Origin of the sequence: Lentibacillus sp. CBA3610, assembly GCF_013373365.1 — a bacterium.
GTDB lineage: Bacteria > Bacillota > Bacilli > Bacillales > Amphibacillaceae > Lentibacillus.
This window is the reverse complement of the sequence record NZ_CP035925.1, coordinates 1,518,135-1,533,945: the sequence shown is the minus strand read 5'-3', so window position 1 is coordinate 1,533,945 and position 15,811 is coordinate 1,518,135. Positions and strand designations below refer to the sequence as shown.

Sequence of the window (15,811 nt, the reverse complement as noted above, 5' to 3'; positions counted from 1 at the left end):
TGAAAGTGAGAGACAAGCTAAAGGTGGTTAAACAATTATGGAAAGAATCTCATGGAATCAATATTTTATGGCACAAAGTCATTTACTGGCACTCCGGAGCACCTGTACAAGACTGATGGTGGGCGCAACTATCGTCCGTGAAAAACGGATCATTGCAGGCGGGTATAATGGCAGTGTTTCCGGCGGGATCCATTGTATCGATGAGGGATGCTATGTGATTGATGGTCATTGTGTCCGTACAATTCACGCGGAAGCTAACGCCCTCCTGCAGTGTGCTAAATTCGGGGTCCCAACTGAAGGCGCCGAAATTTACGTCACACATTTTCCTTGCCTGCAATGCTCTAAACAAATCATCCAAGCCGGCATCAAAACACTTTATTATGCTGAGGATTATAAAAACCATCCATATGCTATCGAGCTGTTCAGGGATGCCGGTATTGAAACGAAAAAAGTAGCATTAACCGATCTGGCTGTTGATTACCATTTCCGGGAAAAGGAAGCATATATTCGCAAGCTGTTGGAAGAACTTAAGACACAATCAGATGATCCGGAAAAATATGACGCCTTAAAAGCAGAGGCTGAATCACTGTTTAAGTTATAGGGTGCCGGTATGAAAGGATATTGGCATATTCCGGCATTTGGCGTAGCTGCAAGTTTTTTGGCGATTTTATTTACCTCAAAATGGCTTTTAGCTGTTTTCTTTTTCTGGGTATTGTATCTGTATTATGATCAGAGGTTAGGGAAGATAACGGTTCTCATTTCCTTAACCTTCTCCATTTTCGCTTACACCTATATCCCCGTCCTGGAAAAACCTCCTGAAGAAATTGCCACATCAAAACAATCAACCTTCACAGGTCAAGTTTCAAGTTCAATTACCGAGTCGGAATCACGCATTGCCTTTGAATTCTCAGATGATTCATCTGACAGCAGGTTCCTGATTGTTCATTTCAAGGATGCCGAAAATGAAGAAACAGATGGTTTAAAATATGGTGCAACATGTACGGTTCATGGCAGCCCGGAAGTTCCGGATGCGAGCAGAAACCCCGGGCAGTTTGATTATCAGAATTATTTGCTGTCAAAGGGAATCTCATATCAAGTCGTTATCGATTCACTGGAAAATCTTGAGTGCACCGGATCATCATTCATGAATAGGATTTATCAGCTTCGCGGTGAACTGCTGACTTTTGTTCAGGAGGAAATTTCCCCTGAAACAGCTGCCTGGTTAAATGCGCTTGTACTTGGGGATGATACTGGAATTGAAGATGACATAATTGAATTGTTTCAGCGCTGGAATTTGTCGCATATCATGGCTATTTCCGGATTGCACGTAGGGATCGTTGTCGGATTGGTATATTTCCTGCTCATTAAACTGAATGTTCTTACCAAAGAAAAAGCGCAATGGGTGGTCATATTCTTCCTGCCGCTTTATGCGTGGCTCGCAGGTGGTGAGCCATCTGTACTTCGGGCCAGTGCAATGGTGATTCTGTTCCTGTTAGCGAATAAAATGAATTGGAAGTTCAGTGTTACGGATGTCATCAGTATTGTTTTTATGGTGTTGATCTTACTGGATCCTCATATTATTTATCACATAGGGTTTCAATTATCGTTTTGTGTTACCCTTGGACTGCTTCTGTCTAAAAACTGGCTATCGCAAACGACTATTTCCTTTTTCTCTGTTCTGAATATAGGTTTTGTCTCCCAAATGATGATTTTACCACTTCAGGTGGAATATTTCTTCACGTTTCAGCCACTATCTATTTTATTAAATCTTATCGTCGTTCCATATTTTTCCTTATTTGTCATACCATTTATGTTTCTCCTCTTACTGATGGCTCCTGCAGCAAGTTCACTGGTTTCATATGCTGATGCGTTTTTTGTCATGATTCATGAACACATTATAGCGTTCATCGCGTTTATTGATCAGACATTATATTTTCCGTGGGTCATTGGCTCGTTTCCGATAATTGGTGTTATTGTATATTATGGATTGTTTCTGGCGCTGATGAAGAACCTGGAGCTAAAACAGCTGAAGCAGGCTTTTAAATATGGTTGTTATCTAACAGCTTTAATCATGATGATCGTCATCAGACCGTATTTTTCACCGTTTGGAAATGTAACAATGCTTGACATCGGGCAGGGTGATGCGATTGTAATGGAGCTGCCTTACCGGAAAGGTGTTATTTTGATTGATGCGGGTGCACAAATGACCTTTGAGGATAACGAGATTTCTGAAAATGTATACAAACAAATTATTAGACCGTATTTATATTCCAGAGGGATTTCTCGTATTGATGCTGTTTTTATTTCACATGCTGATATAGACCATATGGGAAGTCTGCCTTTTATGGTTGATGACATGGCAATTGATCAGGTTATTGTCAGCAACTACTACACATTTTCCGAACAACTATCTCAACGCCTGGCAGCTAATGGAGCAGGCATTATTCGGGCAAGGGCAGGGGAAATAATAACGATCGGTGATCAGCCGTTTTATGTCTTGTCACCTGAGGAGGACCGGCAAAATACGAATGAAAATTCGCTTGTCCTATATACTGAAATGGGCGGGAAAACATGGTTTTTTACTGGTGATATCGGCAGTGATACGGAGATGGACATCATAAATAAATATCCCGGATTGACTGCTGATGTACTGAAGGTTGCGCATCATGGCAGCAGCACGTCGACAGACCCAATGTTTCTAAAACATCTCCAACCTGCATATGGCCTTATTTCGGCAGGTGAAAATAATATGTATGGTCATCCGCACAGCGATGTGATCCAAGGACTTGAAGACGAAAACATCAGGATTTTCCGGACAGATGAAAGTGGAGCCATTCACTATTATTTTAAGGAATCAGAAGGAACATTTTCCACATATCTTCCATAGGCTGTATTAACACGAAAAGAGACTGTCATTCACAGCAGTCTCTTTTTATAAGGCACTTTTCGTAAACTTTGTTGCTTTCTAACCTTGTAGTCGATATAAACTGCGGCATAGAAAAATTTGAGTGCAATAACACCGCTTCGGAAATACACTCGGCCACCTTAGGGTGACCCGTGAGCTTTGAGATAACAGTCTCAGAAAATAGAAATTATGGAAGATCCTGCAAAAAACTTCGACACTCGTTATAAGACCAAACGAATGCCGAGTTTTTCCAAGTATAAGTGAGGTTAACAGTCAGGAGCCGAGAACATTAACGAGTGCACCGATAGCGAAAATCAGAACAAAGAAAATAAAAGAGAAGCTAAATCCTTTGATGGAATCGACAACATCGTTATTTTTTGACTGTACATCGTTTTCAAAATCGTTCACTTTTACCCCTCCTATATAGTTCCAGTATAAAATAAATACATAAAAAAATCCACTTTTAAATCAAGAAATTTTAATGAAGGCATTCCCTGAAGGATTGTTATTTTATTGAATCAAGGGCTTGCAATACGGCTGTCGAAAAGCGGCTGAATGCATGTTGAGCCATTATTAGAAAGAGTTGACATCTATACTTTTGGCTATAAAGGTTACGCTATAACTACAAACATCGTTTAAAATTTAGTTCCTAGGGCTGGATTTTAAACGTTTATATAGATCATGGGGGAAATGAAGCACCATTTCCCTCAGGGCTCACAATATTTTTTCCTGCCATTCGCCTTCCGATGGCCAGGAATATGTTTTTTTCAAAGTTGTTTTTTTTGCCGCAAAATCATACTGCGAAACAACTTTGGAATGTGTTTCTCCATTCTATCGGGACCTGAGTGCTCGTCCGTCGCTGCGGATACTCCCTTTCCGCGGGGAACGCCTCAGGCCTCCTTCGCTCGCGGGCCAACACGATGTTGGTTCGCGGAGGCGTTGGCTATGACGTGGCGAATTTAGCCTTTGTTCCTTGAACGCTCGCTGCGGGGTCTTCAGACTGTTCCTTTCCAGCAGGAGTGTCGTATTTTTCGCAGCTCCGTGTCATGTTCTGTCCTAGTGAAAAACTTTTAATGTACAGAAAGTCACCAGCGGGAGGATAGGCATAGGTGAGACCCGCAGTGCGCCAGCAATCTTTTTCTGCGAGGAGTGCTGCTTCACCGAAAAATCTTGCAACACGACGAGCACGAGGAGGCTCACCAGCCGCCCGCGGAAAGCGAAGCGTATTTCCGTAGCGGTATCATTGCACTCAAATTTTTCAGAGTATCGCAGTTTACATCGACTAAGCAACAACGTTTACGAAAAGAGCCAATTTATTTCAGCAGTATGACTTGTCATTTCAGTGGTTACGATTTACGATTAATGATATCGTATAATTGGAGTGAACCGCATGTCATATATGAACGTATTACAGCAAGTCAAGCAAAAGCAGATTGCACCTGTATATTTATTATATGGAACAGAATCTTATTTTATACAAAATATAACAAAACATATAACAGAGGCAGTATTGCCAGAAGCGGCCGATGAAAATTTGTCTGTTTATGATTTAGAGGAAACGCCTGTTCAGGAAGTCATTACCGATGCAGAGACATACCCTTTTTTTGGCGGAACGAAATTGATCATGGCCCATAATCCTTCGTTTTTAAAAGCAAAACCGGATAAATTACCGTTCGAACATGATTTGAATGTTCTGATTCATTATCTGGAACAGCCAACAGATTATGCTGTTATTGTATTTACGGCATCTTATGAGAAAATTGACGAACGTAAAAAAATCAGTAAAGTGCTGAAACAGCATAGTGTTACCGCAGAATGTAATCCAATTAAGGATTACGACTTGAAGAACTGGATTAAAAATCTGGCCGGCAGTATGAAAATGATAATTGAGGAAGATGCCTATGAAATGCTTGAGTCGGAATTATCGACCAATCTGCATCAAGTGCGAAATGAATTGGAAAAGCTGTCCGCATATGTTGGTGAAAATGGTGTTGTCACGAAGGAAATTGCAGAAAATCTGATTTCCCATACGGAAACGAATTCATCACTAAGGCTTGTTGATGCTGTCATTGAGCGCAAACTGGATAAAGCTGTTTCGATTTATAAAGATCTGGAAAAAATGAATGAGGAACCAATTGGTCTGATAGCATTGCTTGCGTTTCAGTTCCGGACAATTTTACGAGTGAAGCTGATGAGCCAAAAAGGGTATAGCCAATTTCAGATGCAAAAACAAATCGGAGCGCATCCATATGTGATCAAAATGGCTGGTCAGCGCGAAAGGAAGTTCACGGTTGACCGTCTGCAAACCATCATGGATAAGTTAACCCAAACCGATGCAGCCATTAAGCAGGGCAAAATGGAAAAAGGACTTGCATTCGAACTATTGCTGCATGAATTGACCTATAACTGATTATAAAAACGATCCATTGTACAGGATCGTTTTTTTTATGAGCAGATTTAAAATCGATGGCACTTATAAGCTCGTCCGGCTTATGTGCCATCATTGTTTTATGCACTCTGTAATTCGTTTACCTTTTTCGTTAAACGTGATTTCTGACGGTTTCCGTTATTTTGATGGATGCCGCCATGCTGGACAGCTTTATCAATCTTTTTAAAGGTAGTTGAGAGAGCAGCTTTTGCTCCTTCTGCATCTTTCTCATCAATCAGTTTTTCCAAACGCTTGATCTCTGTACGCATACTTGTTTTAAAGTCGGTATTTTGAGCACGTTTTTTTCGATTAATATCGACACGTTTAATTGCTGATTTGATATTTGCCACTTAAACTCACCTCCCAGTGTAGACTGTTCATCATGAAGCACTGAAAAAATAATTTCTTCAAGTGTAGCAAACGTAATTTTATCAGACGGATTGAAGCTTTTCAACAGCTTTGCCGTCTGCTGTATGATTTAGGGGGAAATAGTCAAACCTGTTAATAAAGCTTCTTCAAGCAAAAAGGAGGACTAATCATGGCAGATAATGATCAACAATTTAACGTCCGAACAGACCTGGCAGTCGAGTCCAGAGATATGTACGTGGAAAATGAAGGAGAGCAAAAACAAGATGTAAAAGGCGTGACCATTAAAGAAAAAAAAGAAGATGATATTGCCATAACTTACGTCGATATAGATGCTGAGGGAGAACAGCGTCTTGGAAAAAAACAGGGATCATATATAACAATCTATGCCGACGGGGTTAAAAAACAGGATACAAAAAAACAGGAAAAAGCTGCAAAAATTTTTAGTAAAGAGTTGGAAGAATTAATGGCAAAAAGCAAGGTACCTGCAGATGGGACCGGCTTGATTGTCGGACTTGGCAACTGGAATGTCACCCCTGATGCATTGGGACCTATGTCAGTTGAAAAAGTGCTCGTGACCAGTCATTTATTTCAGATGGAGCATGAATCGGTATCAGAAGGCTATCGCCCGCTGGCAGCTGTTACGCCAGGGGTAATGGGTGTAACGGGTATCGAAACAAGCAACATCATTTTTGGGATTGTCGAGAAGTTCAAACCGGATTTTGTTATTGCTGTTGATGCGCTTGCGTCCGGTCAATTGAACGCGTTAATGAAACATCCAGATTTCAAGATACAGGCATACACCCGGGCTCAGGGTCGGCATAAAACGGAAGAATTAGTGAAGACACAATCGGCGTTCCCGTCTTCGCTTGTGGTGTTCCGACAGTTGTGGATGCTGTGACAATCACAAGTGATACAATCGATTTTATGCTGAAGCATTTTGGCAGAGAGTTGCGGGATAAGGATAAACCATCAAAGTCATTGGCACCTGCAGGATTATCTTTTGGACATAAGGAATTCACGGAAGACGACTTGCCGGATGAAGAAGAGCGCGAAACATTTCTCGGAATTGTAGGCAAATTGTCAGAAGAAGAAAGAGTCGTTGATTCAGGAGTTTAACCCCAATAGGCCATAATTTATGGTACCCCGAAAGAGTGGATGGTTTCATGAAAGATATGGCGACAGTGATTGCAACAGGATTAAATGCTGCTTTGCATGATCAGGTGACCGTCGAGAATTTTGCGTCATACACGCGCTGATGTCTACGTTTATTATTCTATTACGATAATTTTTTATATAAAGAATTTGGTTCTAGCTTCTGAAGTTATTTCATAGATTTATAGCAGGAAATTCTTCAGAGGGGTGGACCATGTATCTTGAAAGGATAACAGTCCGAAAAATAAAAAGATATTACGGCATTTTTATAAAAAGAGCAGTATTTATATAATCTGTGTGGCTGCTTTATTCATTGTAGTCGGCCTTTTAACCACGGTCTCGCCGGCCTACCGGATTTCGTCCAATACCATTACAAACTGGACAAGCGATTTGGATTCCACAACTTTTTTATATTTAATGGGAATGGAAAACAGAGCTTTCCAGGAAGCTTATCCCGATGATCAGGAGTTGCCCGAAATATCGAATATGCTGTTTGAGATGGCAACAAATATCCGGCCGAGCGACACCAGAAGTTTATTGGGACAGGAACTCCCGGGTTTCTTAACCTTTCAGAACGAAATCATTATAGCTGGTGAAGGGACGGATTATACCAATTTACCAGTTGAGTCAGCACCACCGCTTGAAGATGTTTTAGAGGAAAGAGAAGCCGTTGTCGAGGAAGAGGAAAAACAGGAAGAAACGGAAGAATCGGAGGATGAAGACCAGGAAGAGGAAACGCCAAGTACGGGAGAACGCGATGTTGTCTTTATTTACAACACCCATAACCGGGAATCCTTTCTACCTCATCTCCCTGAAGTTGATGATCCTGATAAGGCGCAGCATGGAGAGGTGAATATTGGAAAGGTCAGTGAACGATTTGCCGATTCACTTGGCTATGGGAGAGTTGATCAAACTGACATTATGATATTTTTAATGATCAGGATCTGGAATACCATGAGTCCTATGAGCTTCCAGAGAGGTTGTTTCAAGAGGCATTGCTGGCAGTGATGATTTCAGTTTTTTCGTTTGATTTACACCTGCTGATTCGAAGGGAGAACCAAAGAAATTGAAGGGAAAATGCCAGAGTTCATGTTTGTCGTTCGGGGCAAAATATGCCGAGTATGAAAGATCTGGAAATTGCCAATCAGCTGCACGAGATGGTGAGAAATACCCTGTTGAGCAGGGGCGTCATACCAAAAACGGATCAGGAAGCAATGGTGTATATAATCAGGATTTATCACCGAATGCCATGCTGATCGAATTCGGAGGGGTTGGTATCATTTGGATGAACTATACCGTACGGCAGATGGCAATGGCAGAAGTGGTTCAGTGATTATTACTGGAATGATGCGAGCAAGTGATGTCAATCAATAGGAGGGAAATATGCGCACCCTTGTTATACTTTTATCACTAGTGCTGTTCTTTTTAACAGTTTATCATTAGGCGTGGGATCGCAGTAAATCAGGAAAACGGAGACTATGCAAGTGCAGATGGAGTCGTTGGAGCAAACTGATGTAGGAGATGAAACCAGGTGTAATTGACAGCCGAATCAAGCGATGTTACAAGGGAGCTCGATACACCTGAGCATTTCACACAGAAAGCGGCATCATTTTTGGAATCAGGTGTAAAAGGATTTTATGAACTAATTGTTGGGATTACGTATCAGCTTGTTCAAGTGTTTTTCTGATTGCTGTCTTTACGCCGGAGACCGCCACTTATGTTGACTTTCTTGAATGTCAGCAGCTCAATTGCTATAATCAATCCTAGTTATGTTTCGCCTTTAACAGTAAGAAGTGGCGAGAGACAAAGTAGGAGTGGACTGCATTTATGATCAAACAAGAGAATGTACGTAATTTTTCCATCATTGCTCATATCGACCATGGGAAATCAACGCTTGCAGACCGTATTCTTGAAAAGACAAAAGCATTGACACAGCGCGAGATGAAGGATCAATTTCTTGATGCGATGGATTTGGAGCGCGAACGGGGAATCACGATTAAATTGAATGCTGTACAACTGAATTATAAAAGTGAAAACGAAGAAGATTATTTATTTCATTTAATTGATACACCCGGGCATGTCGATTTTACATATGAGGTATCCAGAAGTCTTGCGGCATGTGAAGGTGCCGTTTTAGTTGTGGATGCTGCTCAGGGAATTGAAGCACAGACGCTTGCCAATGTCTATTTAGCTTTGGATAATGACCTTGAACTCATTCCGGTCATCAACAAAATCGATTTGCCGAATGCTGATCCTGATCGTGTGGCCCAGGAACTGGAAGATGTCATCGGAATTGATAAAGATGAGATTATTTTAGCTTCGGCAAAAGATGATATTGGTGTTGACGAGATTATGGAACGGGTTGTATCGGATATTCCGGCGCCATCCGGTGAATCTGAAAACCCTCTGAAAGCACTTATATTTGATTCATTGTATGACCCTTACCGTGGGGTGATTACTTATGTTTGTATTAAAGAGGGTTCTGTCAAAGTCGGGGATAAAATCAGATTAATGGCAAACGGAAAAGAATTTGAAGTTAATGAGATTGGTGTTTTCAGGCCCAATCCCGTTGCAAAAGATGAATTGACTGTCGGTGATGTTGGTTTTCTGACCGCATCAATTAAAAATATTGGCGATACGAGGGTAGGCGACACGGTTACACTTGCCAAAAACCCGGCGGAGACACAATTACCCGGGTATAAACGATTGAATCCGATGGTGTTTTGCGGGTTATTCCCGGTCAATCCGAATCAATATAACGATTTGCGTGAGGCATTGGAACGACTGGAACTTAATGACTCCTCACTGCAGTATGAAGCCGAAAGTTCACAGGCACTGGGCTTTGGTTTCCGTTGCGGTTTTCTTGGACTATTACATATGGAAATAATCCAGGAGCGAATTGAACGGGAATTTAATATTAATTTGATTACAACAGCTCCTTCTGTCATTTATGAAGTCGAGAAAACAGATGGTGAAACGGTTGAAGTCGACAATCCTTCCACGATGCCGGATAATCAGCTCGTTCAGGAAGTACGCGAACCATATGTTGAAGCGACAATTATGGTACCGAATGATTATGTCGGACCGGTTATGGAAATATCCCAGAGAAAACGCGGTCAGTTTGTTAATATGGAGTACCTTGACGAAATTCGTGTCAATGTGATCTATCATATCCCGTTGTCTGAAATTGTATATGACTTTTTTGATCAATTAAAATCGCAAACGAAAGGATATGCATCATTTGATTATGAAGTAATTGGTTACCACCCATCAAATTTGGTTAAAATGGATATCTTATTAAACGGTGATACCATCGATGCGCTATCATTTATTGTACACCGGGATTTTGCTTTTGCACGAGGAAAAAATATCGTGGATAAATTGAAAGATCTAATCCCGAGGCAGCAATTTGAAGTGCCGGTACAGGCAGCCATCGGGAACAAAATCATTGCACGATCGACGATTAAAGCCTTGAAAAAGAATGTGCTGTCCAAATTGTATGGCGGCGATGTTACACGGAAACGGAAACTGTTGGAGAAACAAAAAGAAGGAAAAAAACGAATGAAAATGGTCGGTTCTGTTGAAGTTCCTCAAGAGGCATTCATGGCAGTACTGGAAATGAATGATGATTAAATATTTTTGAAGCACAGGGAAAACTTTCGCTGGAGGCGTCAGTTTATCCCTTTTCTATGCAGGGGAGATTAAAATGAAGGCACAATCCGTCTATATCCATATTCCATTTTGTCAGCAAATTTGTCATTACTGCGATTTCACGAAATTCTTTTATGATGAGAAGCTGGCAACAGAATATATTGAAGCACTTTCGAATGAAGTCGACACACAGGTTCATGGCACTAAGAATCGAGTCAACACGATCTTTATCGGTGGCGGCACACCAACTGCATTGAACATGGAACAATTACGTTCGCTGCTGCAACTGATTGATGACAAATTTGACGTAGCGCATTGTATTGAATTCACGATTGAAGCCAACCCGGGGGACTTTGATGAAGACAAGATTAAATTACTCAGGGCATTTGGTGTCAACCGTATATCATTAGGCGTTCAAGTGTTTGATGATGCCATGCTGGAAGAGCTTGGCAGGCTGCATAAGGTGAAAGATGTTTATCGTTCAATCGATCTATTGCAGCAAAATGGTTTTGGCAATATAAGTCTTGATCTCATTTATGCATTGCCTAAACAGACTGTCGAGCATTTCAGGCGTTCTTTGAATGAAGCTGTTGCATTCAATCTGCCGCATTATTCCACGTACGCTCTGCAGATTGAACCGAAGACAGTCTTTTATCAGCGTTATAAAAAAGGAAAACTGCACAGGCCTCCGCAAGAAGAAGAAGTCGAAATGTATGCCATTTTAAAAGACACGATGCGCTCCAAAGGTATTCAGCAATATGAAATCAGCAATTTTGCTAAACCAGGTTATGAAAGCCGCCATAATCAGGTTTATTGGAATAATGAACACTACTATGGATTTGGCGCAGGCGCGCATGGGTATTTACCAGGCGAACGGACAGGCAATATCCGACCGCTCCCGGCTTATATCAAGAAGGCGAAGGAAGATGGCCATCCGGTTTTGAATACTGAAGCAATTGGTATACGTGAAATGGTTGAGGAAGAAATGTTTCTTGGTTTACGGAGAATGGAAGGCATTAACACCAATCAATTTTATGAGAAATTCGGTTTTCCTTACGAGAAACTGTATAAAGAACGAATCGCCTATCTCATCAATAAAGGTTGGCTGGAAGAAAACGGTGAAAATATACAGCTGACTGACCAGGGTGTCCTGTTTGGTAATGACGTATTTGAACAATTTTTATTGGAAGAAGATGACCTGATGCTTGTCCGTTGACAAAAAAATAAGGATTTGATAATTTATGATTAGCATTAGCACTCGGAAGGATAGAGTGCTAACAGAGGTGATCATCATGTTAACAGAAAGACAGTTGCTGATCCTGCAAGTCATAATTGATGATTTCATCGAGTCGGCACAGCCAGTTGGCTCGCGCTCTATTGCCAAGAAAGGTAACATACAGCACAGCTCGGCTACCGTACGAAACGAAATGGCCGATTTGGAAGATATGGGTTTCCTGGAGAAAACACACTCATCTTCCGGTCGAATACCATCAGAGAAGGGATACCGTCATTATGTCGACCATTTAGTGACCCCCCGGGATATTGAAAGTAATGTTCGGATTATACGCAGTATCATGCAGGATGGATTATTTGAATTTGAACAAATCGTCCAAAGTTCTGCTGAAATACTGTCTGAAATTACAAATTATACATCCATTATTCTGGGACCTGAAGTGTTTGAGACAAAATTGAAACAGCTGCAAATTGTATCCTTAACACCGAATACAGCCGTAGCAATATTGGTAACCAATACCGGCCATGTGGAACATCGGTCATTTTCTGTTCCTGAAGCAATTGATTCATCAGATTTGGAAAAAATGGTTAACATTTTAAATGATCGATTATATGGGGTACCGATTTTCAAGCTGCATGAAAAACTCAACACTGAGATTGTCAATCTGATGGATAAATATTTGACAGATTTTGATGCATCATATGATTATCTGAAAGCGGCATTCTTCAGTGAGAATCCAGTGAAATTATATTTCGGCGGCAAAACAAACCTTTTAATGCAGCCGGAATTCAATGATATTGATAAAGTCAGGTCATTTTACTCCATGATTGAAGAAAAAGATGAAATAGCCAGTTTATTAAAGGACGCCACTGATGGCATTAAAGTTACAATCGGACACGAAAATAAAGTCGATGCGATAAAAGACTGCAGTCTGATAACGGCGACTTATGAAATGAACGAGGAACAAATGGGCACAATTGCATTAATTGGCCCAACGAGAATGGAGTACAAAAAGGTTATTGCGCTTTTAAATGCTTTATCAACTGAGATGTCAGATGTATTATATAAATGGTATCAAAATAATTAGTAAGGTAAGTCACTGTAGGACAGACAGTTTAAACTCTTCTCTGTCTGCATAAGACAATGAGGGCTTGGCGCCAAGCCAAGTTTTCTAATGTTTATTGATTTAATAAACATATGAATCATGTTATATTCTATCTTGGCAATTTTCATATAGGAGGTGGCAGGGATGACAGAAGAAAATCAGGAAAAGACAAATCATGATGAGACTGAACAAGAAAATAAACAGGAAGATGTCATCGCAGAAGTTATTGATGCTGATGATCAAGACGGTACTGACCAATCCGATTCAAATAATACTGATGAGGATTCCCGTGAAGCAGAACTGAATCAGCTTAAGCAGGAAAAGGATGACATGCATCAGCGATTGCTGCGCGTACAGGCAGAATTCGATAATTTTAAAAAACGCTCCCAGAAAGAAAAAGAAGCTGAGCGGAAATACAAGGCAGAAGAAGTTGTAAAAGAATTGTTGCCTGCTATTGACAATTTTGAACGGGCATTGCAAGTGGAGGTTACCGACGAAACGAAAAGCTTTGTCGACGGTGTAACCATGGTTTATAACCAGATTACAGATGCATTGAAATCACAGGGTGTTGAAGAAATCGAATCTGTCGGTCAGCCGTTTGATCCGAATATCCATCACGCTGTCATGCAAGTTGAGGATGAAGAAGCTGAATCGGAAACCGTTACAGAAGAACTGCAAAAAGGCTATTACCTGAAAGATCGTGTGATCCGCCCAGCAATGGTTAAAGTTAATAAGTAAATAGAAGAGCAGTTAAGGAGGAATTTGATTATGGGTAAAATAATCGGAATTGACCTAGGTACAACAAATTCATGTGTCGCAGTGATGGAAGGCGGTGAACCAGTTGTCATTCCCAATCCGGAGGGGAACCGAACAGCACCGTCTGTTGTTGCATTCAAAAATGGCGAACGCCAGGTGGGTGAAGTAGCGAAACGTCAGGCCATCACCAACCCAAATACGATTCAGTCCATAAAACGTCACATGGGAACAGACTACAAAGTTAAAATTGACGAGAAAGAGTACACACCTCAGGAAGTATCTGCTATTATTCTGCAGTATCTTAAATCGTATGCTGAAGATTACTTGGGAGATACTGTCGAAAAAGCGGTTATTACCGTACCGGCATACTTCAACGATGCAGAACGTCAGGCTACTAAAGATGCCGGGAAAATTGCCGGTCTGGAAGTTGAGCGTATCATCAACGAACCAACTGCAGCATCATTAGCATATGGTATTGACAAAGAAGACCAGGATCAGACGATTCTCGTTTACGACTTAGGCGGCGGTACGTTTGATGTTTCCATCCTGGATATCGGCGATGGCACATTTGAAGTTATCTCGACTGCCGGCGATAACCGTCTGGGTGGTGATGACTTTGATGAAGTGATCATGGACCATATGGTTCAGGAATTCAAAAAAGAGTATGGCATTGATCTGTCACAAGATAAAATGGCAAAGCAGCGCTTGAAAGATGCTGCTGAAAAAGCTAAAAAAGACCTTTCAGGTGTAACGCAAACGCAAATCTCCCTGCCATTTATCACAGCTGGTGAAAATGGACCATTACATCTGGAAATGAATCTGACACGTGCTAAGTTTGAGGAATTGTCATCTGCCTTGGTTGAACGCACCATGCAGCCAACCCGTAAGGCATTGCAGGATGCGGACCTTTCTTCAAATGAGATTAATAAAGTCATTCTTGTCGGGGGATCAACACGTATTCCGGCTGTTCAGGATGCTATTAAACGTGAAACTGGCAAAGAACCATCAAAGGGCGTTAACCCTGATGAAGTTGTTGCACTGGGTGCAGCTATTCAGGGCGGTGTCCTGCAAGGTGATGTCAAGGACGTTGTGCTGCTTGACGTTACACCATTGTCATTGGGTATTGAGACAATGGGAAGTGTCACCACAAAATTGATTGAACGGAATACAACAATCCCAACAAGTCATTCTCAAGTGTTTTCAACAGCAGCAGATAATCAAACAGCAGTTGATATACACGTGCTGCAAGGTGAACGTGAAATGGCTGCCGATAACAAAACACTCGGGCGTTTCCAATTGACAGACATTCCGCCTGCACCACGCGGTATTCCACAAATTGAAGTAACGTTCGATATTGATGCTAATGGTATTGTGAATGTCAGTGCGAAAGATAAAGGGACAAATAAAGAGCAATCCATTACCATTAAATCTTCATCAGGCTTGTCAGATGAGGAAGTCGATCAAATGGTTAAAGAAGCTGAAGAAAATGCTGAAGAAGATAAAAAACGCCGTGAAGAGGCAGATCTTCGCAATGAAGCTGATCAGCTTGTCTTTACAACAGACAAAACCATTAAAGATCTCGGCGACAATGTAACAGATGAAGAAAAACAAAAAGCGGAAGAAGCTAAAGAAGAATTGCAAAAAGCAATTGAAGCTGACGATCTCGATCAAATCAGAGAAAAGAAAGATGCATTGCAGGAGCAAGTACAGCAGCTTTCAGTTAAAATGTATGAACAAATGGCTCAAGAACAAGAGGCTAACCAGGAACAGCAAGGTGACGAGCAAGGTTCTGATGATGATGTCGTAGATGGTGACTACAAAGAAGTGGATGATGAAGAAGAAGACAAAAAATAAGCATCATATAAGAAAAGGAAGTTCGATTAAGAGCGCCACATCATGTGGCAACGTCGAACTGACCTACATCCTATAGGCCCAAGTCAAAGTCAGGAACTCCTTGACTTTGACTTTTTTCTAATGTCATCTGATATCAAAGGGACAAGGTCGTTTCTTGTTTGCTATCATAATATAAATGATGGTAAGATAAAGTGAAACTTCATTCAGCGGAACGGTTTTTTCCGCTGAATGTTAGTAGAACAGAATCGGACATTTAAGGACAGTTGGCCGCCGTTTTTTGGCGGGTTACTGACCTTTATATGTGCGGAAAAGTGAAACTTCATTCAGCGGAACGGTTTTTTCCGCTGAATGTCAGTA

13 protein-coding genes and 1 pseudogene are annotated in these 15,811 nt (G+C 41.2%); 12 read left to right on the top strand and 2 right to left on the bottom strand.

Annotated features, from left to right (window positions below):
• Positions 1-37: 37 nt before the first annotated feature.
• Both Len3610_RS07795 and Len3610_RS07790 read left to right on the top strand, forming a co-directional pair.
• Entirely contained in the window at positions 38-601 is a 564-nt protein-coding gene (locus Len3610_RS07795; protein ID WP_176447447.1) for a ComE operon protein 2, read from the top strand.
• 9 nt (positions 602-610) lie between these two features.
• Positions 611-2,887 carry a DNA internalization-related competence protein ComEC/Rec2 gene (locus tag Len3610_RS07790; RefSeq protein ID WP_176447446.1) on the top strand — a complete coding sequence of 759 codons (2,277 nt, stop codon included), beginning with the start codon at positions 611-613 and terminating at the stop codon, positions 2,885-2,887.
• A 291-nt stretch (positions 2,888-3,178) separates the two neighbouring features.
• Here the strand turns inward: Len3610_RS07790 and Len3610_RS07785 are convergent, their stop codons facing one another.
• The gene (locus Len3610_RS07785) at positions 3,179-3,313 is read right to left on the bottom strand and encodes a YqzM family protein (RefSeq protein WP_176447445.1); all 135 of its coding nucleotides are present in this window, start codon (positions 3,311-3,313) and stop codon (positions 3,179-3,181) included.
• 982 nt (positions 3,314-4,295) lie between these two features.
• On the opposite strand from Len3610_RS07785, the gene holA reads away from it, so the two are divergent.
• Complete coding sequence (gene holA, locus Len3610_RS07780) at positions 4,296-5,315, top strand: DNA polymerase III subunit delta (RefSeq protein ID WP_176447444.1); 1,020 nt, start codon at positions 4,296-4,298, stop codon at positions 5,313-5,315.
• Positions 5,316-5,413: 98 nt separating this feature from the next.
• On the opposite strand, the gene rpsT is transcribed toward holA, so the two are convergent.
• Positions 5,414-5,683, bottom strand: coding sequence for a 30S ribosomal protein S20 (rpsT, locus tag Len3610_RS07775; protein WP_176447443.1), 270 nt, complete (start codon positions 5,681-5,683; stop codon positions 5,414-5,416).
• A 188-nt stretch (positions 5,684-5,871) separates the two neighbouring features.
• Here rpsT and gpr point away from each other — a divergent pair.
• From gpr to dnaK, 9 genes and pseudogenes are all read left to right on the top strand, one after another.
• Positions 5,872-6,958: pseudogene (gene gpr / locus Len3610_RS07770) on the top strand (GPR endopeptidase).
• 286 nt (positions 6,959-7,244) lie between these two features.
• On the top strand, positions 7,245-7,862 hold the full coding sequence (locus Len3610_RS20795) for a stage II sporulation protein P (RefSeq protein WP_255259836.1): 618 nt from the start codon (positions 7,245-7,247) through the stop codon (positions 7,860-7,862).
• Between the two features lie 58 nt (positions 7,863-7,920).
• Positions 7,921-8,187: a stage II sporulation protein P gene (locus Len3610_RS20790; protein ID WP_255259835.1), complete on the top strand. Its 267-nt coding sequence runs from the start codon at positions 7,921-7,923 to the stop codon at positions 8,185-8,187.
• Positions 8,188-8,391: 204 nt separating this feature from the next.
• Positions 8,392-8,541 (top strand): hypothetical protein, encoded by a 150-nt coding sequence (locus Len3610_RS07760; protein WP_176447442.1) that lies wholly within the window; start codon positions 8,392-8,394, stop codon positions 8,539-8,541.
• 140 nt (positions 8,542-8,681) lie between these two features.
• Positions 8,682-10,487: a translation elongation factor 4 gene (gene lepA / locus Len3610_RS07755; protein ID WP_176447441.1), complete on the top strand. Its 1,806-nt coding sequence runs from the start codon at positions 8,682-8,684 to the stop codon at positions 10,485-10,487.
• Between the two features lie 73 nt (positions 10,488-10,560).
• Positions 10,561-11,721 (top strand): radical SAM family heme chaperone HemW, encoded by a 1,161-nt coding sequence (gene hemW, locus Len3610_RS07750; protein WP_176447440.1) that lies wholly within the window; start codon positions 10,561-10,563, stop codon positions 11,719-11,721.
• Positions 11,722-11,797: 76 nt separating this feature from the next.
• Positions 11,798-12,826 (top strand): heat-inducible transcriptional repressor HrcA, encoded by a 1,029-nt coding sequence (gene hrcA / locus Len3610_RS07745; RefSeq protein WP_176447439.1) that lies wholly within the window; start codon positions 11,798-11,800, stop codon positions 12,824-12,826.
• Positions 12,827-12,988: 162 nt separating this feature from the next.
• Positions 12,989-13,582, top strand: coding sequence for a nucleotide exchange factor GrpE (gene grpE / locus Len3610_RS07740; protein ID WP_176447438.1), 594 nt, complete (start codon positions 12,989-12,991; stop codon positions 13,580-13,582).
• Between the two features lie 30 nt (positions 13,583-13,612).
• The gene (dnaK, locus tag Len3610_RS07735) at positions 13,613-15,454 is read left to right on the top strand and encodes a molecular chaperone DnaK (RefSeq protein ID WP_176447437.1); all 1,842 of its coding nucleotides are present in this window, start codon (positions 13,613-13,615) and stop codon (positions 15,452-15,454) included.
• Positions 15,455-15,811: the final 357 nt, after the last annotated feature.

Coding starts and splice junctions, on each gene's coding strand:
- Len3610_RS07795 (WP_176447447.1), top strand. CDS start 38: ATGGAAAGAATCTCATGGAATCAATATTTTATGGCACAAAGTCATTTA.
- Len3610_RS07790 (WP_176447446.1), top strand. CDS start 611: ATGAAAGGATATTGGCATATTCCGGCATTTGGCGTAGCTGCAAGTTTT.
- hrcA (WP_176447439.1), top strand. CDS start 11,798: ATGTTAACAGAAAGACAGTTGCTGATCCTGCAAGTCATAATTGATGAT.
- grpE (WP_176447438.1), top strand. CDS start 12,989: ATGACAGAAGAAAATCAGGAAAAGACAAATCATGATGAGACTGAACAA.
- lepA (WP_176447441.1), top strand. CDS start 8,682: ATGATCAAACAAGAGAATGTACGTAATTTTTCCATCATTGCTCATATC.
- dnaK (WP_176447437.1), top strand. CDS start 13,613: ATGGGTAAAATAATCGGAATTGACCTAGGTACAACAAATTCATGTGTC.
- holA (WP_176447444.1), top strand. CDS start 4,296: ATGTCATATATGAACGTATTACAGCAAGTCAAGCAAAAGCAGATTGCA.
- hemW (WP_176447440.1), top strand. CDS start 10,561: ATGAAGGCACAATCCGTCTATATCCATATTCCATTTTGTCAGCAAATT.